The organism is Brevibacillus borstelensis, assembly GCF_003710865.1.
Classification (GTDB): domain Bacteria; phylum Bacillota; class Bacilli; order Brevibacillales; family Brevibacillaceae; genus Brevibacillus; species Brevibacillus borstelensis.
The window spans coordinates 124,315-146,472 of sequence record NZ_RHHO01000037.1 but is presented as its reverse complement, the minus strand read 5'-3'; the positions used below and the strand labels follow the sequence as shown (position 1 = coordinate 146,472).

The 22,158-nt window shown below is 49.9% G+C and carries 22 protein-coding genes; 5 read left to right on the top strand and 17 right to left on the bottom strand.

Features of this window, described 5'->3' with window-relative positions:
* Positions 1–29 precede the first annotated feature (29 nt).
* Together rfbB and EDM54_RS18265 are read right to left on the bottom strand one after the other, a co-directional pair.
* On the bottom strand, positions 30–1,004 hold the full coding sequence (rfbB, locus tag EDM54_RS18270) for a dTDP-glucose 4,6-dehydratase (protein WP_031933322.1): 975 nt from the start codon (positions 1,002–1,004) through the stop codon (positions 30–32).
* 43 nt (positions 1,005–1,047) lie between these two features.
* Positions 1,048–1,503: a dTDP-4-dehydrorhamnose 3,5-epimerase family protein gene (locus EDM54_RS18265; RefSeq protein WP_003386871.1), complete on the bottom strand. Its 456-nt coding sequence runs from the start codon at positions 1,501–1,503 to the stop codon at positions 1,048–1,050.
* Positions 1,504–1,809: 306 nt separating this feature from the next.
* On the opposite strand from EDM54_RS18265, the gene EDM54_RS18260 reads away from it, so the two are divergent.
* Positions 1,810–2,595 carry an SAM-dependent methyltransferase gene (locus EDM54_RS18260; RefSeq protein WP_003386872.1) on the top strand — a complete coding sequence of 262 codons (786 nt, stop codon included), beginning with the start codon at positions 1,810–1,812 and terminating at the stop codon, positions 2,593–2,595.
* Between the two features lie 64 nt (positions 2,596–2,659).
* Here the strand turns inward: EDM54_RS18260 and EDM54_RS18255 are convergent, their stop codons facing one another.
* The 3 genes from EDM54_RS18255 to EDM54_RS18250 are packed head-to-tail and all read right to left on the bottom strand — an operon-like array spanning position 2,660 to position 4,561.
* Entirely contained in the window at positions 2,660–3,262 is a 603-nt protein-coding gene (locus EDM54_RS18255; RefSeq protein ID WP_228006726.1) for an FkbM family methyltransferase, read from the bottom strand.
* A gap of 11 nt (positions 3,263–3,273) precedes the next feature.
* Entirely contained in the window at positions 3,274–3,429 is a 156-nt protein-coding gene (locus EDM54_RS27055; RefSeq protein ID WP_227277727.1) for a hypothetical protein, read from the bottom strand.
* Between the two features lie 16 nt (positions 3,430–3,445).
* Entirely contained in the window at positions 3,446–4,561 is a 1,116-nt protein-coding gene (locus EDM54_RS18250; RefSeq protein WP_122958596.1) for a class I SAM-dependent methyltransferase, read from the bottom strand.
* Positions 4,562–4,783: 222 nt separating this feature from the next.
* Here EDM54_RS18250 and EDM54_RS18245 point away from each other — a divergent pair, with 222 nt between their 5' ends.
* Both EDM54_RS18245 and EDM54_RS18240 read left to right on the top strand, forming a co-directional pair.
* Positions 4,784–5,911, top strand: coding sequence for a glycosyltransferase (locus EDM54_RS18245; protein ID WP_122958595.1), 1,128 nt, complete (start codon positions 4,784–4,786; stop codon positions 5,909–5,911).
* A gap of 38 nt (positions 5,912–5,949) precedes the next feature.
* Positions 5,950–8,190, top strand: a complete 2,241-nt coding sequence (locus tag EDM54_RS18240) for a glycosyltransferase (RefSeq protein ID WP_031933319.1) — start codon at positions 5,950–5,952, stop codon at positions 8,188–8,190.
* Positions 8,191–8,571: 381 nt separating this feature from the next.
* Here the strand turns inward: EDM54_RS18240 and EDM54_RS18235 are convergent, their stop codons facing one another.
* Positions 8,572–9,531: a GDP-mannose 4,6-dehydratase gene (locus EDM54_RS18235; protein ID WP_003386877.1), complete on the bottom strand. Its 960-nt coding sequence runs from the start codon at positions 9,529–9,531 to the stop codon at positions 8,572–8,574.
* A 265-nt stretch (positions 9,532–9,796) separates the two neighbouring features.
* Between EDM54_RS18235 and EDM54_RS18230 the strand changes: the two genes are divergently transcribed.
* Positions 9,797–10,837, top strand: coding sequence for a glycosyltransferase family 4 protein (locus EDM54_RS18230; RefSeq protein ID WP_024984772.1), 1,041 nt, complete (start codon positions 9,797–9,799; stop codon positions 10,835–10,837).
* Here EDM54_RS18230 and EDM54_RS18225 read toward each other — a convergent pair.
* Both EDM54_RS18225 and EDM54_RS18220 read right to left on the bottom strand, forming a co-directional pair.
* Positions 10,777–11,526, bottom strand: a complete 750-nt coding sequence (locus EDM54_RS18225) for a sugar phosphate nucleotidyltransferase (RefSeq protein WP_003386879.1) — start codon at positions 11,524–11,526, stop codon at positions 10,777–10,779. The genes EDM54_RS18230 and EDM54_RS18225 overlap by 61 nt on opposite strands.
* Positions 11,527–11,792: 266 nt before the next feature.
* Positions 11,793–12,893 carry an inositol-3-phosphate synthase gene (locus EDM54_RS18220; protein WP_122958594.1) on the bottom strand — a complete coding sequence of 367 codons (1,101 nt, stop codon included), beginning with the start codon at positions 12,891–12,893 and terminating at the stop codon, positions 11,793–11,795.
* A 195-nt stretch (positions 12,894–13,088) separates the two neighbouring features.
* Here EDM54_RS18220 and EDM54_RS18215 point away from each other — a divergent pair, with 195 nt between their 5' ends.
* Complete coding sequence (locus tag EDM54_RS18215) at positions 13,089–13,334, top strand: cold-shock protein (protein ID WP_051567420.1); 246 nt, start codon at positions 13,089–13,091, stop codon at positions 13,332–13,334.
* 82 nt (positions 13,335–13,416) lie between these two features.
* On the opposite strand, the gene cobU is transcribed toward EDM54_RS18215, so the two are convergent.
* The 9 genes from cobU to EDM54_RS18170 form a co-directional block, all read right to left on the bottom strand.
* Positions 13,417–13,998 (bottom strand): bifunctional adenosylcobinamide kinase/adenosylcobinamide-phosphate guanylyltransferase, encoded by a 582-nt coding sequence (cobU, locus tag EDM54_RS18210; RefSeq protein ID WP_122958593.1) that lies wholly within the window; start codon positions 13,996–13,998, stop codon positions 13,417–13,419.
* Positions 13,999–14,040: 42 nt separating this feature from the next.
* The gene (locus EDM54_RS18205) at positions 14,041–14,823 is read right to left on the bottom strand and encodes an ABC transporter ATP-binding protein (protein WP_003386885.1); all 783 of its coding nucleotides are present in this window, start codon (positions 14,821–14,823) and stop codon (positions 14,041–14,043) included.
* Positions 14,820–15,866, bottom strand: a complete 1,047-nt coding sequence (locus tag EDM54_RS18200) for a FecCD family ABC transporter permease (RefSeq protein ID WP_122958592.1) — start codon at positions 15,864–15,866, stop codon at positions 14,820–14,822. Before EDM54_RS18200 ends, EDM54_RS18205 begins: the two co-directional genes overlap by 4 nt.
* Before the next feature lies 1 nt (position 15,867).
* Positions 15,868–16,857, bottom strand: a complete 990-nt coding sequence (locus tag EDM54_RS18195; protein ID WP_122958591.1) for an ABC transporter substrate-binding protein — start codon at positions 16,855–16,857, stop codon at positions 15,868–15,870.
* Positions 16,858–17,265: 408 nt separating this feature from the next.
* Entirely contained in the window at positions 17,266–18,138 is an 873-nt protein-coding gene (eutC, locus tag EDM54_RS18190; protein WP_003386888.1) for an ethanolamine ammonia-lyase subunit EutC, read from the bottom strand.
* A gap of 21 nt (positions 18,139–18,159) precedes the next feature.
* Complete coding sequence (locus tag EDM54_RS18185) at positions 18,160–19,521, bottom strand: ethanolamine ammonia-lyase subunit EutB (protein WP_122958590.1); 1,362 nt, start codon at positions 19,519–19,521, stop codon at positions 18,160–18,162.
* A gap of 151 nt (positions 19,522–19,672) precedes the next feature.
* A complete protein-coding gene (locus tag EDM54_RS18180; RefSeq protein ID WP_003386890.1) occupies positions 19,673–20,059 on the bottom strand; it encodes a response regulator in 387 nt (128 codons plus the stop codon).
* 225 nt (positions 20,060–20,284) lie between these two features.
* Positions 20,285–21,259, bottom strand: coding sequence for a 5-oxoprolinase subunit C family protein (locus EDM54_RS18175; RefSeq protein WP_024984776.1), 975 nt, complete (start codon positions 21,257–21,259; stop codon positions 20,285–20,287).
* Position 21,260: 1 nt separating this feature from the next.
* On the bottom strand, positions 21,261–22,148 hold the full coding sequence (locus EDM54_RS18170) for a 5-oxoprolinase subunit B family protein (protein WP_003386894.1): 888 nt from the start codon (positions 22,146–22,148) through the stop codon (positions 21,261–21,263).
* Positions 22,149–22,158 lie beyond the last annotated feature (10 nt).

The following is a 22,158-nucleotide window of genomic DNA, read 5'->3' as shown; positions in this document are numbered from 1 at the left end:
AACCCGGGTTTTTAGACGCATGTCCATGATCAAAGCCTGTTTTTGTACCAAAGCACTGTCTCTCGGAGCGCAGTTGCAAATTCATAGACGGGGCGCCATCCGAGTTCCCTGCGTATCTTATCGGCATTGATCGCATACCGGCGGTCATGTCCGGGCCGATCCTCGACAAATTCAATGAGACTCTCCGGTTTTTGCAATACCGCCAAAATTTTTCGGACAATCTCGCTATTCTTATGTTCGTTGTTGCCGCCGATATTGTAAATTTCCCCTGGCCTTCCCGAATGAATGACGAGGTCTACAGCCGAACAGTGGTCTGCCACGTGCAGCCAGTCCCGCACGTGTCCGCCGTCGCCGTAGATCGGAAGCTTTTTGCCCAGCAAAGCATTCGTTGTCATAAGCGGAATCAGTTTTTCCGGATGCTGATAAGGACCGAAGTTGTTGGAACAGCGTGTAATATTGACGGGCAACCCGTATGTTTCATGATAGGCGCGGACCAACAGATCGGCTCCTGCTTTGCTGGCCGAATAAGGGTTGTTTGGAGAAAGCGGCGATTCCTCCGTAAAACATCCTGTGTCTCCCAGTGAACCGTACACCTCGTCGGTCGATATTTGCACGAATTTTTTCACCTTGTATGTGCGGGCTGACTCCAGCAGTACGTGGGTTCCGACCAGATTCGTCCGGATAAAGACCCCGGGATCGGCTATGCTGCGGTCCACGTGGGATTCAGCAGCAAAGTTCACAATGACGTCAACAGGAGCCGGTGCAGTCGTTCCATATGCCTCGCTTTTGCCGGACACCAGTGCATCTACCAATCGCGAGTCGCAAATATTTCCCTGTACAAATGCATAGTGTGGATGGGACTCGACATCCTTCAGTTTTTCCCTGCTCCCCGCATACGTCAGGAGATCCAGATTGACAATCTGATAATGAGGGTATTTCTCGATCATATACCGGATAAAGTTGCTACCGATAAAGCCCGCTCCTCCTGTTATGAGCAGCCTCATCTTCTCCCTCCTTATGGCAGCTTCTCTCTATGGAAAAAGCCCGTCACCTGAACTTGGTGGACCAGTCAAAACCGATTACGGGATCGTCGAAAGCAATCCGGTATTCGTCAGGTTGTTCCGGATTGTATGATCGATTGGTCACATAAAGGATCATCGCAGGTTCATTGCCGAGCACGCGATAGCCATGGGCGACCTCACGGGGAATAAACAGAGAAATCGGGTTGTGTTCGCCCATGTAGTACACCTCCGTTTGCTGAAAGGATGGAGAATGTTCACGCAGATCATGCAGTACCACTTGGGCGTTCCCCTTCGGAAAAAACCAGATATCGTCTTGCTGCTTATGGTAATGGAACGCTTTGATGACACCGGGATAGCTAAGCGAAGCGGATAGCTGGCCAAAGCTGGCAAGCCACCCGTCATCATCACGCAGCATTTCCATGAAATAACCCCGATCGTCGCAATGCTTGATTAGCTTCTTCGTTTTCACACCTTCGATCAAAGGAATCCTCCCTTCTTGCCTCTGATCTGATGAAGAATCCTTTCTTTCATGTTTATCTTCTTACTTTATGCTATGTAGTGATGATGGAAAACGCTCTTGAATGCTTCGGACAAAAACGACCTAATCCCTCAAGAGGCCATCGGGATTCACGTCTAGCTACCGGTGTTATAAAGCCGTCATTTCCCCTTTTCCCTGTTCTTAAGGAGTGATATAGTCTCAAACCCCTATAACTTTTCCTGCCTGTCGGCATATAGTAAACGAGTAGTTTTTCCATCACCAATCACCAGTAAAGGGGCGATTTGCATCGTGCTGAAGTCTCAAATGTGCAAACAGCAAGACTTTGATACTCCCTGGTTCCGTCAAGCCTGTGAAAGGCTGAAGGAACCGTTTCGCTATCACAGAAAGCTGTGGGAGTTTTGCTACATTTATCAAGCCTTGCTCGAGCGGGGAATATTGGCTCCCGGTAAAAAAGGGCTCGGATTTGGCGTCGGAACAGAACCATTGATTCCGTTATTTGCCTCGCACGGTTGCGAAATCGTGGCAACTGACCTTGACTATGACAGTGCTCTCACCCAGGGATGGGTCCAGACTGACCAGCATTTCAGCAGTATGGAAAAAATAAACGAACGAGGGATATGCGATCCGGTTCAGTTTCAGAATCTGGTGACATTCAAAACGCTGAACATGAACGAAATCGGGCCCGAGTATTACAACCAGTACGATTTCACCTGGTCTTCCTGCTCGTTCGAGCATGTCGGTTCGATTGAACTGGGCAAGCAATTTATTCTGAACCAAATGAATTGCTTGAAGCCGGGCGGTGTCGCGGTTCATACGACAGAATTCAATCTCTCCTCGAACGACGATACTATCGAAAGCGGCATCACTGTTATTTTTCGCTTGCAGGACATCGAATGGATGGTGGAGGCACTGCGGGCACAGGGACATTCCATCGAGATCGATTATTCAGTAGGTACCGGAGAGATCGAATCGTATGTCGATGTGCCTCCCTACTCAAATGACTTGCATCTCAGACTGCTATTGGGACAATACGTCTCCACCTCTATCGGGCTGATCATTAAAAAGGCGGAGTAAATTTGAGAAACACCGTGCGATAGAATACCGCACGGTGTTTCTGCTTTCTGTGGCTTTCTCGGGCTCACCTGAATAGTAATAAATCTAGGTGCTCAACCGCACTATGGGCGGCAAGCTCTGCTATGTTCGTCTCAACGATTCTACCGTCATCATGCAGAATATGGAAACGGAAGCCGCGATCCGTGAACCGTCTCAGAACTGACATGGGCTCATAGCTCACAGGCCATATTTTCGGGCAATACTCCATAAAGATGAGGATCCCGGGATTGTGGTCAATGACTTCACATAAACTGTCCATAATAAGCGGTTCTGAACCGTCAATATCAATTTTAATGACATCTGCCTTCAGATTGGGCAAGTAATCAGTCAAAATGCCTTTCTCTACAGTCATGCATGTATTTCCAGTCATTTCTCCAAGACCTTGGAATTCGATGCTTGTTCCTCCCTCGCCGGACGTACAGATCTCGGTTTGTCCTCTGCTATCGGATAACATCACTTTATTTAATTTTACACGGCCATACATGCCGTTGATCGAAACGCTTTTCAAAAAATTCTTATGGTGAAACGGATTCGGCTCAAAGGAATACACACTCCCGGTCGGGCCGACAAGCATCCCTGCCAACAGCGAGTAGTAGCCGTGATGGGCTCCGATATCAACCACTGTCATACCTGGTTTGATCACCACATAAAAGCATTGGTCAACCATTCTTCCCAGTAGCCCACTAGCATGATGACGACGTTCACCGGATCGCGGCTATCCAAAAACATGTATGGTCCATTCTTCAACCTCGTTACTACCGTATGGTCTCCCAGATAAATATGAGATCGCTCCAAATAAAACACCCCTCAATTATAGTTGTGACAGGAACATGTTGGGAATGCGAATCGTACAACTTGTGGGATCGTGTTTATGCAAGCGGACTTCCACATTTTTTTCCTCATGGTTCAAATAAATCAGATCCCTAATCACGGAGGATTTGGACAGTCTCCTCTCCCACAGTACTTTCTTGCCCGAGTCTGACATAATATACAGCGTGAATTCCCCTTCTCCTTTCATTTCAATACATGCTTCAAATCGATATACCTGACGTGGCAAGTTTATAAATGGCCCGTAGAAAGCGAGGCCAGGTTGATCCACTACGAACCACCCGTTCAGATCGTATGGAAACAATTTGTAAAAAGGAGTGTAATAGTAGTTTGGGATATTAACCGGCGAACGGTAGTGCAACGGCTCTGGCCGACCTTGAATGACAGCTCTCGTTTCTGCCACTTTGTCCAGTTCGATCACGGCAATTCCGTTCGCAAACGGGAACGGACTTTGAAAATACGTGTTTTCCAGCTCCCGCTCCTCACATTGAATCCAGACTTGCTGGCAAATTGTTACGGATGTATCAGCATCCAGTTTTTTTAAAAAACTCATCGATAACGCTTCCCGCGGGATGCCGTATTTGTCAACGAGAAGAGCCACGTATTCACTGCTGAATTGTATCAACCACCCCATGTCCATCAGCTTACCAAAGGGAACGGTAATCAACGCTTTTCCCCCCGGATGAAGCAAGTTATAAATTTTCAAGATCGCTTTCAGCGGTGCTTCCCGGTCACCAGAGCTGTGTTCTCCATACGCATTTTGCCCGATATGCTCTACTGTAGAGATCGATACGATCGCGTCGTATTTTTCGTTAAAATCCATCAAATCGACGTTCATGATTCCAGGTCCCTTTTCAAATTTGTCTAGAACGTCAATCTCGCCGATCTCTGGATGTTGGGAGAGCAGTGGAGCATAATTCGACAAGACGTTGCCTACCTCGAGAATTCGCTTCTCCTTTCCTATCCGTTTAAGAAAATCAATAGCGATTGGGACTTCAACCGCTCTTTCGGAAAAGTTCTGAAAGTGGATTGGATTGTACGTAAGCTGCTTGTTCTGGTAAATGAAAAAAGGCAGGGTGTCATGTCCGATAATCCCCATTAGGCGTCCCCCCTTCCAAACATTAAGACTCTAGGAAGCATCGCTGTAATATATGCACGGTCTGAAATCAAGGTTTTACGCAACCATCACGGATAGCGAGCCTGATTGCAAGCCTTAATTTTTGCCATTTTGATACACGTACCCAACACACTCCCTGTCCGTCCTTTATATACTTGTTAATAACGCAATTGCTAGCGACTGACAAAGGGGATGTAGTTGTACATGAAGTATACAGGGGTGTACTGGATCGGCCCTGTTTATGACATGGGGGGATATGGAAATGTATCGCGAAATTATTTGCGGGCGCTAGAGACGATAGGGATTCCCGTTTATATTGACGCTTATGGTCCCAAGCACGCGGAAATCGGCGAAACGACCATGCGCTGGTTGGAAAATTTGTCCACTGACCAGATCGGCAACAGGGTCGTGTTGATCCGACACGGGTTACCCGACATTTTTCGACTTTCTTACCAAGTCCCCCACGTTGTCAAAAACATCGGCATCACACTTTTTGAAACCGATCGTCTACCCGAAGGCTGGGCATCCTCGATCAATCTGATGGATGAAGTCTGGGTTCCGTCGCGGTTTAATTTCAACACGTTTACCCGTAGTGGCGTAGCCCCTTCAAAGTTGAGGGTGGTACCTTACCCCATCGAAGTAACCAAGTACTTTCCGGGACGCCCCTACACCAAGTTTGCTCCGGCACCCTCGGTTGGATCGTTTACCTTTTTATATGTATTCGGGTTCGACTTTCGAAAGGGATACGATCTTTTGATCGAGGCTTTCTGCAAAGAATTTTCGTCCAAAGAAAACGTCTCCTTGATCTTGAAAGTATACATTCACAGCGGGCAGTCACCCGAGTTTGTCCGCAAGGAAATCTCGTCTTATATTCCTAAGAAGCGCAATAAAAACCAGATTGTCCTCCTGATCGAAGCGGTTAGTGCGGACCAACTCATCGACTTGTACCAAAGCTGTGACATTTACATCTCAATGGATCGCGCTTGCGGGTGGGGCATGCCCATCATGGAGGCGATGGCACTTGGCAAACCGGCGATTGCCCTAAATTGGGGCGGATCCACACAGTTTATGAATGATGCAAACAGCTTTCTGATCGAAACGGAGAAGAAGCTGGTTCCCGTTAACCAAAAGCTCCAAGACGCAAGGCCCGAATACTACTTGAATCATCAATGGGCGGACGTCGATGTGGGGAAAGTGCGAAAGGTGATGCGAGAAGCTTATGTCAACAAAGACAGATGCAGGCAGCTTGCCACAAAAGCCGCCTTGGATATGCATCTCCATTACTCCCCCGCCTCCATCGGCAAAGTCATAAAAGAGCTGTTTCATCAATAAAAACGAAACCTGCATTCTACAGAAGAGAGTGATCAAAGGTGAACATTGCGTTCGATATGACATTTTCACAAAATGTGAGCAATGTAAGAGGAATCGGTCGATATTCCAAAAGCTTGCTGGAGCATATCGCCCTTCAAAGTGGAGACCATTCTTTTTTTTATTTTTATCCGGACCTGAGCGTCAGTCACGAACAGCTAAGGGAGCAACTGCAGCTTTTTATCAGGCAAAATAAAATCGATCTGTTCCATATTTTGAGTCCGTTTGAATGGACCAATTTTGCCATGATGAACAGAGAATGGTATGGAAAAACGAGGGTTGCCGCTACTCTCTACGACATGATCCCTTGGATTTACCAGCATATCTATTTATCGAATCCGCAATACCGCGAATTTTATCGAAATGTATTGGAATTCGTAAAATCCTGCGATATCATTTTTGCGATATCGGAGGCTACCAAGCAGGATGCTGTCAAGCTTGCAGGCATGGATCCTGAAAAAATCCATGTAGTCATGGGAGGCATGAACGAACAGTTTACATGTATTCCTAACTGTAACCAAATGGAGGTCAACTCCCGTTACGGCATCAGAAAGCCGTATGTCATGTGTACAAGCGGCATGGATTTTCGAAAAAATACAGACAAGTTGATAGAGGGCTTTGCCAAGGCAAACCAAGCGTTACACTTTTCCTATCAACTCGTGCTGTGCTGCGATGTTTCTCCTACTGACGTCGAACATTTGAAGAAGGTCGCGCAGAATGCCGGCACGGCCGACGACTTGATTATCACCGGTTATGTGCCCGACAGTGATTTAGTCAAGCTTTACAATGGGGCCGCTCTGTTTGCCTTTCCCTCTTTGTACGAAGGCTTCGGCTTGCCTGTACTGGAGGCGATGGCTTGCGGCGTGCCTGTGGTCACTTCCAACAATTCATCGCTGGCCGAGATTGCGGGCGATGCTGCTTATCTAATCAATCCGCACAGCACAGACGAAATCGCGTCGGGAATCTACAAGATGCTAACAAGCCCGGACCTGCAAATCGAATACCGCAAAAAAGGCTTTGTTCGAGCAGAGCAATTCCAATGGAGCGAAGTTGCACGCAAAGTAATGGATGGGTACCAGCTCGTTGTCCGTAAAAAAATCGCAATCTTTTCACCTCTCCCACCGATTCACTCCGGAATCGCCAATTATATGGCAAGTATCCTTCCATCCCTGCTGAAAAACTACGATTGCGATCTGTATATCGACGATGGCTACACACCCGAGCTTTCAGATACTGCACGTACAGCAAATGTTTATCATCATCGCATGTTCCCGGAAAAAGCGGATGAATACGATGCGATTTTGTATCAGATGGGAAACAGTTTTTACCATGCGTATATCATCCCGTATCTGAGGAAATACCATGGGGTGGTCGTGCTTCACGACCTGAATTTGCACGGGCTCGGCCAGTGGTGGGCGCTTGATAAAAATGATCTGGACACTTACCTCACCATGATCAAAGAAGAAGCAAAAGACGGTGACGATTCCCTGCTCCGTGCTGTCCTGAGCGGAAACATGGGAAGTCAATTTGATCATATCATCAATAAGTTTTATATAAACGGAGCAAAGTCGGTCGTGGTCCATAATCGCTATTGTTACGACGCTCTGGTCAATGACGGGGTCGAATCCGTAATTATGGCCCGTCTCCCCGCCAGTATGCCTTTCCAATCGCCAAAGAATCGCAACAACCGGTTCGTTTTTGCCAGTTTCGGCTTTTCCGGCCCGCACAAGCGTCTGGAGTCAGCTATCCGCTGCATCAAAATGCTTGTGAGCAAAGGGCATGACAACGTAGAATACCGAATTGTCGGAAGCTTTGACTCCGATTACGCCAATACCTTGAAAAGTCTGGTCACATCGCTCAAACTGCAATCTCACGTGACCTTCCTCGGTTACTTGCCAAATGAGGAGTACTATCAGCAGTTATCCCAAGCAGATGCCGTCATCAATTTGCGCTATCCTACTTGCGGCGAGTCCTCCGCTACATTGCTGGATACGCTAAGCCTGGGGATTCCGTCGATCGTCTCCGATATCGGATCCTTTCGCGAGATTTCCGACGAGGTGGTCCTCAAGGTACCGTCGCCCCTGCCTGACGACCAGCCACTGTTTGCCGCAATGCTGAAGCTCTATCAAGACCCAGACCTCCGCCAAGGGATGTCACGGAAAGCCAAAGAGTACGTATCGAGGTGCCATTCTGTCGAACAGTATATCGAACAACTGAACAAAGCGATTGAAGCCTCCTCCTGAATATAGCAAGGCCCCAAGCAGGTAGTTGGTATAAGCAGAAGGACCCCGGTCCCCGCCGAACAGTAAACCCGTTTGGATGCATCAACCATCGCCGCTTTATTGCAAATAGGCGGGAGAACCAAAGTGAAACTGACGATGCTTGTTGTGCGGAACCGCCTTTTCAGAGGCGGTTTTTTTGCATCCCGATGCTCTCGGCTTTGATCAGCAGGCGGAAACGAACCAGGTAAGTTTTTGCGGGGCGATTGTTCCTTTTGAGGGCACAAGCCCTGTCGCTCCTGATGTCCCTGTCGCTTCTCATCCGCCTATCAACAAAAAAAGAGAGGGAAATTCTCCCCCCCTACTTCCGTTTTCCCATCCAATTTTTCGATCAGCATTTCGCGGTCATACGCGGGCACGCCAGTAATCGAGCAGATCTTTCAAGGTTTGCTCAAAAGGAATTTCCGGTTTCCATCCCGTTTGTTGATGAAACTTGTCGTAATTCCCAAGCAGGATTTCAACGTCAGATGGCCTCATTCTGCTTGGGTCTGGCGTAATGGTAATGGCTGCCTGGCTCAGTGAAAGAAGCTTATTCAACATTTCCTCAATCGTGTAGGTAACTCCCGACGCGATGTTGTACACCTCGCCCGGGACACCTTTTTCCACGGCCAGCCAGTAGGCTCTGACGACATCTCTGACATCCGTGAAGTCCCTTTTCGCCTGAAGATTGCCAACGTACAGAACAGGAGGTTTGATCCCCTTCTCGATCTCTGCAATTTGCTTGGCAAAGTTGGAAGTCACAAACGCTTCGCCTCGACGCGGGCCTGTATGATTGAAGGTTCGGGTACGTATCGTTTTGAGACCGTAGCTCTGGTAATACTGATAGCCCAAATAATCCTGCCCTACTTTGCTTACGGCATAAGGGCTTAGCGGACGGAGCGGGTTATCCTCCTTAATCGGGACTTCATGCGCATATACTTGCCCGTACTCTTCACTGGAACAAGCGATTTGAACGGTGCAATCCAGTTGATGCTTTAGTATAGCCTCAAAAAGGTTCACTTGACCAATTTGATTGACGATTAACGTTTCCGCCGGTGCATTCCATGACGTCGGTACAAAACTTTGAGCGGCCAGATGAAAAATGTAATCGGGTTTAACCGCTTTGATCATCTCATCAACGGAACGCGGGTCTTTCAACTCACATTCGACCATATGGATGTCATCCTGGATATGCTTGATGTGATCCATTCTGCTCCTGAGTCGATAGGTACCGTATACTTCCATATCCTTTTTGTTCGCTAACAACCATTCTGCGAGGTGGCTTCCGGCAAATCCGGTGATTCCGGTGATTAGAGCTTTTGGCATCGTGTTCCTCCCTGATCCTCAGTCAAATTATTTGGGCCATGCTGGCGGTGTTCTGGGCTGGCATGATCCCCTTTGATGTACGGTCCCCCATGAAGGGACAGAACTCATGCAGGTTGCAGCATTGGTATTGAAATATTCCACACACCCGCAATTTATGACGAACGGGACTTCTTCGCCCCTACAATCGTCAGAAACTGTTGGAAAAGCGTACTAGCTCCTTTCATATGCTGTTAGAAGCGGCAAAACAATGAGTAAGAGGATCGTGATGTCTATGCAAATTGCGTTTTATTACGATTCGTCATTTGATTGGAACGACAATGATCTTGAAAATAAAGGGGTCGGTGGATCTCAATCGACGCTTATCAGAATGACTAGAGAACTGGCAAAGCGCCACGAGGTGACTGTTTTCAACAGCACAACCAAAGAGGGCCGATACAACGGCGTCACCTACCGCAACTATCAAACGTATAGGAGCGACCAATTCTGGGATGTGTTTGTCAGTTACAGATGCGCATTGCCCAGTAGCGGAGTAAATGCGGCATGCAAGCTTCACTGGTGCATCGATCCCGGTGACAATACGGTCGAAAAAGACCTTCCCTTTATTGACAAAGTCATCACCATCAGTCCATTCCATACGAAAATGATGAGCAATATTTTTCACATCGACAAAAGCAAGATATACGAGGCCCGCCTCGGGATACAGACAGAAGACTACTGGGATTGCCTCCCGAAAACAAAAAACAAACTCATATTCTGTTCAGCTCCTGACCGCGGATTGAGGCATGTTCCGCAGATTTTTTCCCTGATCAAAAAAAAGATACCTGATGTATCGCTCGTCATCACCATGGATTACAGCTTATGGGGATTCAAGCCTGAAACAGAACCGTATCGCGAATTGTTTAAGGGAATGGAGGGCGTTACCTATTTGGGAAAAGTCTCGCAGCAGCAATTGGTCCATGAGCAAAAAACAAGCATGATTCATATATACCCCTGCGACGGTCCCTATGAGATGTTTTGCTTGGCTTCCATGGAGTGCCAGGCAGCAGGAACACCGACCATCGCGACCAATCAGGGCGCCCTTTCCACTACAGTCCAAGACGGCAAGACCGGGAAATTGATTTATACATTGCCTGATTATGATTCATGCTTCTATCAGACATTCGCGGATACGGTGACTACGCTCTTGAGCGATCCCATCGAGTGGCAGAGAATGAGCACGTATGCGAGAGAAAGAGCATTTGTCCACTATTCATTAAAGGGCCTGGTGCTGGAGCTGGAAAAAAGGTTCACGGATTGGAGCCGTTGATTCACACGGTGATAGGACTGCAGCGTCCCTGCGTCCTCCCACCAGCCGGGCAAGATATGATAGGTAGCTTCTCCCGCGGAAATAAAGAGGTTATTCACATCTGTTATTTCCAGCTCTCCTTTCGAGGAGGGATGGATTTTCTCGATGATGTCAAATACGTCTGGTCGGTACATGTAAATGCCGGTTACCGCAAATGGAGATTTCGGGTTGACCGGCTTTTCTTCGATCGCTATTAAACGCTGTCCCTCGAATTCTGCAACGCCAAAATGTTGGGGATCAGCTACTTCCGCCAACAGGAGGTGCGCTTTTTCCCGCCCCTTGGCAAATTGATGGATAAAAGGGGCCAACTCGGCTTGAAACAGGTTGTCACCGAGATGGACGACAAAGGGGGAATCGCCCACGAATTCTTTTCCCAGGCTGACTGCTTCCGCTATGCCACCCGGCCGGTCTTGAACACGGTAGGTGAAACGGACCTGAAACTCGTTGCCGCTCCCGAGAAGCCGCGAAAAATAGCCCAAATCTTCTTTTCCCGTAATGATCAAGATGTCGGTGATACCCGCTTGCCTTAATTTGTAGATGGGATGGAAGATCATAGGGAATGTTCCGACCGGCAGTAAATGTTTATTGACAACATTCGTTAGCGGGTACAGCCGGGTTCCTTTTCCTCCAGCGAGTATCATGCCTTTCACGGATCTCCTCCTCCTTCCCCGAAAACACCGCTTTGCCTTCCTGTTTTCACTTGCCAGCGCTCTTGTATAAATGCCAACTGCCCGTCCAGAATCGTGACACCTATAGTTGGCACGTAATGGCACACCTGACTGTAGGCAAAAGTCTTGCGTGATTCCCTGTTATCTTTTTCATCATATTAAGCCTGCTCCGGATTGGAAACGGCGACTGTCCTTTGTCTGCATCAATCAAAATGCCCCTCCGGTAATTGGCTGGAGAGGCATTTTCACTAACGGTCTTCTTTCCCCTCGATGAAAGCTTCCAAAAGGCTGCGGGCTGCTTCGTCTGTATACTGCACGAGCGGATGTTTCATCGTATAGGCGGCGACAGAGGTCAATGCCCCCGCTATCCCGCGGTCTAACGCCAGTTTGCAGCAGCGGATCAGATCGATCACAACCCCTGCGCTGTTTGGCGAATCTTCGACCGAAAGTTTCAATTCCACACTGATTTTGTTTCCCCCGAACTGGGTTCCTTCCATCCGGACATAACAGACTTTATTATCCTGAAGCCAGCTTATATAGTCGCTGGGACCGATATAGATATCTTCCTCATGGAGAGGCGTTTCCAATTGGGATTGGACCGCTTCGGTTTTTGACACTCGTTTCATTGTCACCCGATCGCGATTTAGCATATTTAAAAAGTCGGTGTTGCCTCCGATATTGATTTGGTACGTATGGTCAATCTTGACACCTCGTTCGGCAAAAAGCCTCGTCAGGACGCGATGGATAATGGTGGCCCCTACCTGGGACTTGATATCATCGCCAATAATCGGAAGCCCGGCTTTTTCAAATTTCTCCACCCAAACAGGGTCCGATCCGATAAAGACTGGTATACAGTTGATAAAACCTGCACCTGCCTCAAGCGCTGCCTCTGCATAGAATTTGCTGGCTTCCAAACTCCCGACCGGAAGAAAGTTGATGACCATCTCCGCACCGCTGGATTTCAGTTCCTCGACAACATCACACGCGGGCTCGTTTGACAAGTGAAACCGTTTTTCCACCGGGTACATGTGCATGTGCTGAGACATGCCGTCGAGGAGATGGCCCATTTTGACCATAACGGGTGATTGGTCGATTTCTCGCACAAACACATTGGTGCAGTTGGGAGGAGCGAAAACAGCTTCGTGCAGAGGTTTTCCCACCTTGCGACTATCGACATCAAATGCTGCGACAACCTCTATATCTCCAGGGAGATACCCGCCGATCGAGCGGTGGATCAACCCCTCATCTTCTCCGTTGCTCCTGTGCTTGTAATAGGTGATCCCCTGCAACAGAGCGGAGGCACAGTTTCCGACCCCGACTATCGCGACTTTTATTCCAGGCACGTTCATTCCTCCCTTATTTCTCAACCATCCATGTGGTTCTCCGAATTTACGCCGTACGATAACTATTGCAGTTTATGCAAGCTTTCCGCCGAAGTGAACCACGCTGTATTTACTATTTTTCCTGAATAAAATACAGAGATTGTCATATAGTATAGGGAGTACTAGAACACCACCGAAGAAAGATTAGAAATCGACCGGAAAATGAGTGTTTCAAGCTGCATTGCTACGGAAACAAGCTGGAGGTGTTTGCAGTTGTATTCAAAAAGAAATCAGGAGCCCGTGGTGGAAGAGGAAACGGCCATTTGGACCTGCAGCAAGGATGATTGCTCTTGCTGGATGAGGGAAAATCTAACCTTTGAAAAAGAGCCGACCTGCCCCATCTGCAGTTCCTCGATGATGAGAGATATGAGAATGCTTCCTCCGCTTACCTGGAACGTGTTCAAATAAGGTACAGGAAAAAGGCCTACCCGTTTTTTTTAGGTAGGCCTTTCGCCTTCAAAAAATACATGCCGCTCCATCTAAATGGTGGCTATTGACAGCCCGTATCGAAGCGATACGCCCGGCTTTTTATCTCGATCGGGATTCCTGCTGTGACCAAAAATACTTGGTCACTGATGCTGGCTACCTGCTGATTAAGAATACCCGCCAAATCTCGAAACTGTCTCCCCAGCAAATGGTCCGGGACGACGCCGTACCCTACCTCATTGGACACGAGCAAGACCGTACCGGGGAAGGTCTTTACTGTGTCCGTCAATTCTCCGATCAGGCGAGTGACGTTTTCCACCGGCCGTTCGTGCTCATACCGAAGCAGCCAATTTGACAGCCAAAGCGTCAGACAATCTACGAGTATCACTGTTTCCCGGTTAATAATAGGAGGCTCGCCCTTCCATTTGTCCAAAAGGCCGCACAAATCGAACGGCTCTTCCACTGTCAGCCACGGAAATGCTGAGCGCGCTCTCTCCGCCCGATGCTGCTCAATCCTCTGACGCATCTCTTCATCGCCAATCGTGGCGGTTGCTACGTACAACGCACTCTGCCCCAGATGGGCTGCATAGCTCACCGCAAACCTGCTCTTTCCGCTTCTGACGCCTCCGGTTATCAACGAAATCATCGTACAGCCTCCTTGTCTGAAAAAAGCAGACGCCGGCTCGATTTATGAATCTTTTGCAGATCGGAGCAGCATCTGGGGCAAATGATGGAACGGGTGGTCGAGAATGATAGGTCTGATCCCGTAAACCTCATAAATCAAGTCCTCGCGAAGCAGCTCGCCGGGTTTTCCTACCCCGATCTGCCGTCCCTTGTCCAGCAGGAGAATCCGGTCACAGTACAGAGAAGCCAGATTCAGATCATGCAGTACCGCAACTACTGTTGCCTGCTCCGCCCTTTGCCAACGGTGAACGGTGTCCATCAACTGGATTTGATAGCCGATATCCAGGAAGGTGGTCGGCTCATCCAGCAGCAGCAGCTCTGGCTCTTGAGCCATCACCTTGGCCAGTCCGACGCGCTGTTTTTCCCCGCCGCTCAATTTTTCCAATGTCCGATGCTGCAATTCCGTCAGACCCAGCGTCTGCAAAATGCCATCAATCAGCGGAGCCGAGTCTCCCCGTTCCGTCCCAAGCCAGCTTTGATACGGAAACCTGCCCATTTCCACGACCTCTCTCACACTGAACCCGATAGAGGGCAACGGCTCCTGCTGCAGGACAGCCAGCCACGCAGCCAAGTCCTTGCGCTGATGCGCTTCGGCCTGTTTTCCCCTCAGCCAGATTTGTCCGCGATCAGCCGCCTCCACGGCAGACAGAAGCTTTAGAAGGGTAGACTTGCCGCTCCCGTTTGGACCGATAATCCCGAAAAACTCGCCCGGCTTCACTTCAAAGGCGATGTCCTGCAGCACGGACTTGCCGTTGTATGACTTCCACACATCCACGACGCGAATCAAGCTTCTCCCTCCTTTCCGGCACGCTGTTTTTTCCGCAGCAAATAAGCGAAGAAAGGTGTACCCAGAAAAGCCGTCACGACGCCCAACGGTATTTCTGTCGGGCTGAGCAGCGTACGGGCCAGAGTATCGGCCCACAGTACGTAGATTCCCCCGTAGAGCGCTGACATAGGCAGCAGCAGGCGGTAATCAGGTCCGGCCATCAGTCTCACCAGATGCGGTACAACCAGTCCGACAAATCCGATAATTCCCGATACGGATACCGCTACGGCTGTCAGCAGGGTCGACACTGTGAGTACAACCAGCTTCGTACGGTCCACTTGCACACCGAGATGCGCCGCTTGCCTCTCGCCGAGAGCGAACAAATTTAACGTCCGTCCATACCCCATCAGAATGATAAGACCGAGAAGCAGACAGGGAAGCAATACGACCGAGAAAGACCACCCGCGGAAAGCCAGGCTTCCCATCAGCCAAAAGACGATCTCATTGACGACCTGGTCAGACAGGGAGACGAGAAAGGAGACAATCGACCCGAGAAACGCCTGAGCAACGACACCTGACAAGATCAGCGTTTCAATATGTATTTTGCCTTGTGAATGCGCCAGCCTGATTACCAGCCACAAGCTGATCAGACCCGTCGTAAAGGCAGCGAGCGGAACGGACCACTGACCGAGCAAACTGAACTGCCATCCAAATAAAATAAGCGTCGCCGCTCCGATCGCAGAGCCGGATGCGACCCCGAGCGTGTACGGATCAGCCAGCGGATTGCGCAATATCCCTTGAAAGCCCGCCCCGGCCAATGAAAGGCAAGCCCCCACCAATACAGCCAGCAGAACGCGGGGAAAACGAACCTTCATGACGATTTGCTCGGCAGACTCCGGCCATTGGACAGTTATCAATGTCCCAATTCCCGGCAGCTTATGCAGGAGAATGCCCCAGACCTGTGTGAGCGGCAGTTCTGCCGAGCCCAGCGAAAGACTCATGCCGACAGACAGAAAGAGGAGCAGTACACCTGCCCCTCCGAACAACAGGAAGCGTGCTTTCATTTTATTTCAACCGCTCCGGATAAATGGCTTTGGCCATTTCGTACAATCCCTGTGTGATGCGCGGACCTGGTCGGGACAGAATATTATGGTCCAAGCCGATCACCTGGTTGTCCCGGATCGCTTTGATTTTGTCCCAGCCGCTTCTTTTCCGAATGGTTTGGTCCAACGTTTCGCCTGTCTTTTCATCTGTGAAGCCTTGCGCAAACAAGATCACATCCGGATCTTCCTTCACAATTTTTTCTTCGCTGACCGGGTTCCAGCCCTGGGTGTCGGAGGCGATGTTGATGCCTCCTGCCATCGTGATCAACTCGTCCAGGAACTCGCCCTTCCCGACTGTCCACCCTGCTGAAAACTCCAAATACACCTTCTTCTTTTCTTCCGGCTTCAAATCTTTGACAGCGTCTGTCACCTTGCCGATATCGGCTTTCATCCGGGAAACCAGTTCTTCCGCTTGAACTTGATGATCTGTAATTTGTCCCAAAAGCAAAATGTTTTCCATGATATCCTGAACCACTTTCGGACGCAGCGTAATGACCTGCAGGTCCAGGGACCGCAATTTTGTGACGACATCCTCTTTCATGGAAATACCGCCAACGACGAGATCCGGGCTTTGCGCGAGGATCGCTTCTTCATTAGGCGAGAGAACCCCGCCCACCTTCGGCTTCGATTTTGCCTCCTCGGGGTAGTCGTCGTAATCGGAAACAGCGACGACCTTATCGCCGAGCCCAAGCGCAAACAGGATTTCCGTCTCAGCTGGCGAGGCAGAGACGATCCGCTCCGGCGCCTTGGCAAAAGTCAGCTCTTGACCGGTAGAATCCTTTATTGTCAAGGGATAGCTTGTTGCTTTTTCGCTCTTCGCCTCTGTACTTTGAGAAGGTGGTTGTTGTGTGGATGATTGCTCGGATTGTTTCGCCGGTTGGCTACCCTCCCCACATCCCGCCAGGCTGATCGCCACGAACAGTGAAAACAGGAGAAACATGCAGCGTTTCATACGAATCTTCCCTTCTTTCAAGAAATACGAGGAAACCGGTCGCTCAACCCTGTATCCCGCAGCCCGGACGCAGCGAAACGCCCTTTGTTCCTAAGTGGAAAACAGAGGGCACGTACATCAGGGCGCCTATCATTATATCATTGCGGCCATGAAAAAAGAAACATATCTCCGCTCTTGTCCGCAGCAGAGGCATGCTTCTTTCCTCATTTTCCTCTGTCATTTGGTTTCGGGGCGGTTTGCTTCTGCAACCGCCCTTCCGCATCCAGTTAGTTCATTCGTTCTGTCAATTCAACTGTTCTGTCAATTCTTCTGTTCAGTCATTTCATCTATTTCGTCTTTTTCACCCGCTCAGTCATTTCATCTGGTTCATCATTCTCATCTGTCTCAGCCCCAGTGGCTCGCCCCAGCTTATCTTGATCTCAACCTGGCAAGAGTCACGCCGCTTGCCTGATAACGCAGAATATCATCGAGCAGCTCTGCCAGATAGGCCCCAGCCTCGATCGGCGGCGTCCCCCCTCGATGGATATTGGAAATAACCGTCCGGTCAGATTCCACTGTCTGTGCACTTGGCTGATAGATCATATAAGCGCTGAGGCTCTCCGCGGTAGCAAGTCCAGGTCTCTCGCCGATCAGCGATATGACCGCCTTGCACTTGACGATAGAGGCGATCTGATCCTGTACCCAGACCCGTCCCCGTTTTACAAATACAGGTTTTCCCGTGCTAATGTTGCGCAAAGCCAAACCTTGCAGGAGGGCGGGAAGCAGATCGGGAATATTCGCTTCGATCGCCGATGTGCTGAGTCCATCGGATACGACGATTTGCACATCCTTTCCTTTATCCCCGTTCTGCTCCAGCCATCGCACGGATTCATCGGATAGTCTGCGCCCCGATTCCAGATTCATGAGGTATTCCTGCATATCGGCAGATTTCGTCTGCAAGATGGGCAGACCCAGCTCACGCAGAAGATCTTCGCCGATATCCTTCGTCACCGCGTCTCGGGCTGCTGCCTGATCAATCCGAAATTGCAGGTAGCTCCGCGTTTTCATTCTCGTTCCCGCGCGGCCGATCCCGATACGTGCAGGTGTCCGACTCATCGCTCTTTCCAGCGACTCCCGGTCCTTCGGCTTCTCGACCCCCATTTCTTTGTCCTCCGGAAAGTATATGGGATCACTTGAATGAGCCCCCGCCTGAAGTGGCTCTTTTTTTGCCGACGAGGAACTCTGCTTTGCCAGCTCAACCAACACGCGATCGACAAGCTCATCAAGATTAACCTGCTTCATGTTTCTTCGCCTCCCGCCACTCTAATCAAAAATCGTCAGATCTCCTGCATACTCAGTCAACCTGCCGTCCTCCATGATCCCCATCTTTTCCAGCCATTGTTCAAATTCCCGCAACGGCCTCAGCCCGAGTATTTCCCGCAGGCTCGCGTCATCGTGATAGCTCGTATCCTGGTAGCTGAGCATGACGTCATCTCCCCCGGGCACGCCCATGTAAAAATTCGCCCCTGCCAAAGCAGTCAGCATGCCGGCAATTTCCTGATCATTTTGGTCTGCGTACATGTGATTCGTATAGGTGGGAGCGATGCCCATCGGCAGTCCGTGCATTTTCCCCATAAACAAGTCCTCCAGATCCGCCCGGATCATCTGCCTGCCGTCATACAGCGTCTCCGGACCGATAAAGCCGGAAACGTTATTCACCATAAACGGCTTCCAGTGCCTGCAAAAACCATAGGTTCGAGATTCCAATGTCTGCATATCGACTCCTTCGTGTGAATCCAAAGATACCTCAGACCCTTGCCCTGTTTCAAAATACATCACATTGGGACCGGTCGCCGTTCCGTAGCGAAGCATCAACTCCATGCCCTCGTCCAAAATTTCTTTGGAGACACCGAAGGCCTCATTTGCCTTTTGCGAACCGGCCAGGCTTTGAAACATCAGCGAGATAGGAGCGCCGTTCCGGAGAGCCTGCATCTGCGTAGTAATGTGAGCCAGTACGCAGTTTTGCGTCGGGATTTGCCAGCGTTGAATGAATTCATGCGACATGACGAGCAGCTTGGTAACGCTTTCAACCGAATCGTTATTCGGATTGATTCCGATGACTGCATCGCCTGATCCGTAGGAGAGCCCCTCTTTGATCGAGGCGAGGATGCCTTCCGGGTCGTCGATCGGATGATTGGGCTGACAGCGGAAGGCAAGGCGCCCCGGCTCTCCAATCAATGTGTTGCAATAGGCCTGGTACCTCATCTTTTGAGAAGCCATGACCAGATCAATGCTGGACATCAGCTTGGCTACCGCCGCTATCATCTCGCTGGTAAGTCCGCGGCTAAGCCTGGTCAGCTCTGGCATGCGGGCTTTTCGAGACAAAATGTAATCGCGCAGTTCACCCACTGTCCAATGCTTGATTTCATTGTAGACGGTCAAATTGAGATCGTCGTAAATAATGCGTGTGACCTCATCGTCTTCATAGGCAATAACGGGATTTTCATAGATGTCAGATAGCAGCATCTCGCTCAGCACTACTTTGGCTGCCATCCTCTCCAGGGCCGACTGGGCGCCGATCCTGCTCATTTGGTCACCCGACTTCTCCTCGCTTGCTTTGGCCAAAACATCTTTGACAGATGAAAATTGATAGTGCTGCTTCCGGATTACGCAAGACAACTTCATATCTCGTTCCTCCCTCGCTTGACTGGCAAGCGGTCTTTATTCATGGGCAGTACAAAAAGAAAAAGCGCCTTGAATACAGGACAACATGGTTGTCCCCACTCAAAGCGCCGTCGCTTTTCCAATATCAACTTTACGGTTCGCAGGTGAATGCTCACGCCTCTGCCTGTCTGTGACGAACAATCATCATCTCTACAGCAGGCAGCAGCTCTTCTTCGGAAACCGGCTTGACCAGATAGCCGCAAACGCCGGCCCTCTCTGCCTCGACGAGCATTTCTCTTTGGCTGTAGGCCGTGAGAAGCAGAACAGCCGAGTTTGAGGTGTCCCGAATTATTTTTGTCGCCTTCAGGCCGTCCATGATCGGCATTTTTACGTCCATAATAATGAGATTGGGCTTCCACTTTTGCGTCAATTCGATCGCTTCTTTACCATTTCTGCCTTCCGCTACAACGTCATAGCCTACTTCTTGCAGCATTTCCCGGATATCCATCCGGGTGATCGGCTCATCGTCGATGACCAGTATTTTGTAGCGCTGACGCAATTCTCCTCCCCCTTTACATGAGATGGATCGTGGCCGCCCATTTTCCGTCCTTCTCCCCGAGACTTTGACGCCATTGTCGCCATCACGGTTTACAGACGGCTGTTGCCATGAAAGACTGCCGAAATGCGTAGGGCAAGAAGCACCAAATAATAGTTGGAATAATCATATTATACCGATTATTCATGTCGTCCGCCAGTCCTAATGTCCTCTGGCAAAAACGTGGTTTTAACGGAGCAGCTCTTGCACGGCCAAAATTTTTCGCTTTTTGGACAACCTCGCTTCGATTGCCTGGTCCACGGTGACTGCCAAAAACCGCGTTTTCGTATTCGGCCTGGATTGGGCGATCAAGTCGAGATCAGCATTGATGGCCGTTCCGATCGTGACAAAGCCCCCTCCTGTCGTCGCATCGCGCAAAAGCAGGATCAATTCTTTTTCGTTTGGCACCATGATCGCGCCAATAGGGTAGACGATATCGACGACATTGGATGAGTTGTTTCCCGCTCCAAACGGCGGATCGAACGGTTTGAACGATACGGTGGCCCCTGTATATCGGTAGGCGATATTATTTGACTCCAGCCCCACCTGCCACTCCGAGTTGAGAAATGTTTTTATCCCTTCATCACTCAAGCGGTAGCTGGATAAGCCCACCACCACCCGGATGTCCATCTCATTCGAAAATGCAGGGATGTATTCGTCGGGAATTCGCCGGCCAACCTGGTGAAAAACGCCGGGCAAAGGCTCTCCGATCTGCACCTCGTCGCCCGCCTGCAGCTTTCTGCCGTGAAAGCCGCCTAATTGACTAAGCACATAGGTCGACTTGCAGCCGAGGACATCCGGCACTTGAATGCCTCCGGATACGCATAGATAGGTTTTGACTCCCTGCGTGGTCATCCGAAATGCGAGCATATCTCCTTCCTGGATCACCAGCGATTCCCACATCGGCACCGGCTGCTCATTGAGCCTCACCTCGCATGGAGCTCCCGTTATGGCGATTACCGTCCTTTTGCAAAATTCAATCACCGGACCGAGCAGCGTAATTTCCAAGGCGGCGTAATCATGCGGATTCCCCAGCAAAATATTGCCCAGTACATAGGAGTATTTGTCAGCGGCTCCCGAAGGCGGCACCCCCAGATGATAAAACTCCTTTCTGCCCATATCCTGAACCAGTGTCTGCAAGCCGCCATCCCTGATCCGCAGCATATTAAAAGTCCTCCATTACTTGCTTGATGTACGCTTCTCTTTTCGCGAAGTATTCCTCCGGGGAAAAATCGACGTATTTCATCCGGTAACGGTACGTCCCGGCTTCTACTTGCGAAAGAATCTGCTTGTACTCCCGCTCTTCAACCGGACGATGCTTCCAGATGTCACCGGGCCTGGCCAGGAAAAACGAGTCGCGCAAATCCTCAAGCTTGCCTGACTGATCAAAGACTGGCACCGCGGCCATTCCGATCAGCTGGTAGCTGCCCGGAGCGGACAGCGGATAGATCACCGTAAAGGCTCCTCCGAGGCCGACAGCTCTTCCAGGCGTATCCGTCCGCGGACTTGCGTATTTGGGTGTCTGGATGATCTGATCCTTCCTGAGGCCCAGCGGGTACTCCCATGCGGTTCCCGGAATAAAGCCCATCATCGAGATTAAGTATGGACTGCGGGAATGCGCCTCGATAAAGGCTTCCTTTTCCTTGAAGCCGTTCAGCTTCATCACGAGCTCAAAGTTGCTGATGTTTTCTTTGATGATGTTGCGCTCTTGAAAGCGTCTGCTGTACTCCCTCGTGATCGGATCGTCGTACCAGATTGGAATCTCGACGATACGGACTTCGAGATTCAAAGCGGCAGGGTTGCTTTTGGTCATGTCGATTTCCTTTAAATAATCGAGCAAATTCGCTGCCGGGATCACTTCCGGATCAAAACGGATCAGGTACGAAGAATTGGATGGGCAGATGTCAAGAATGCCCGGGATTTGCCTTCTTCGCAGTTCGCTCGTGATCGCCAGTGCTTTGAAGTTGCTCTCTTCGCTCATGTCTCGGGAAATTTCCGCATAGATGTATTCATCTCCGCCAAAGTCGAATCTCGTCTCGGGCAGTGTGAACATCGTCACCCCT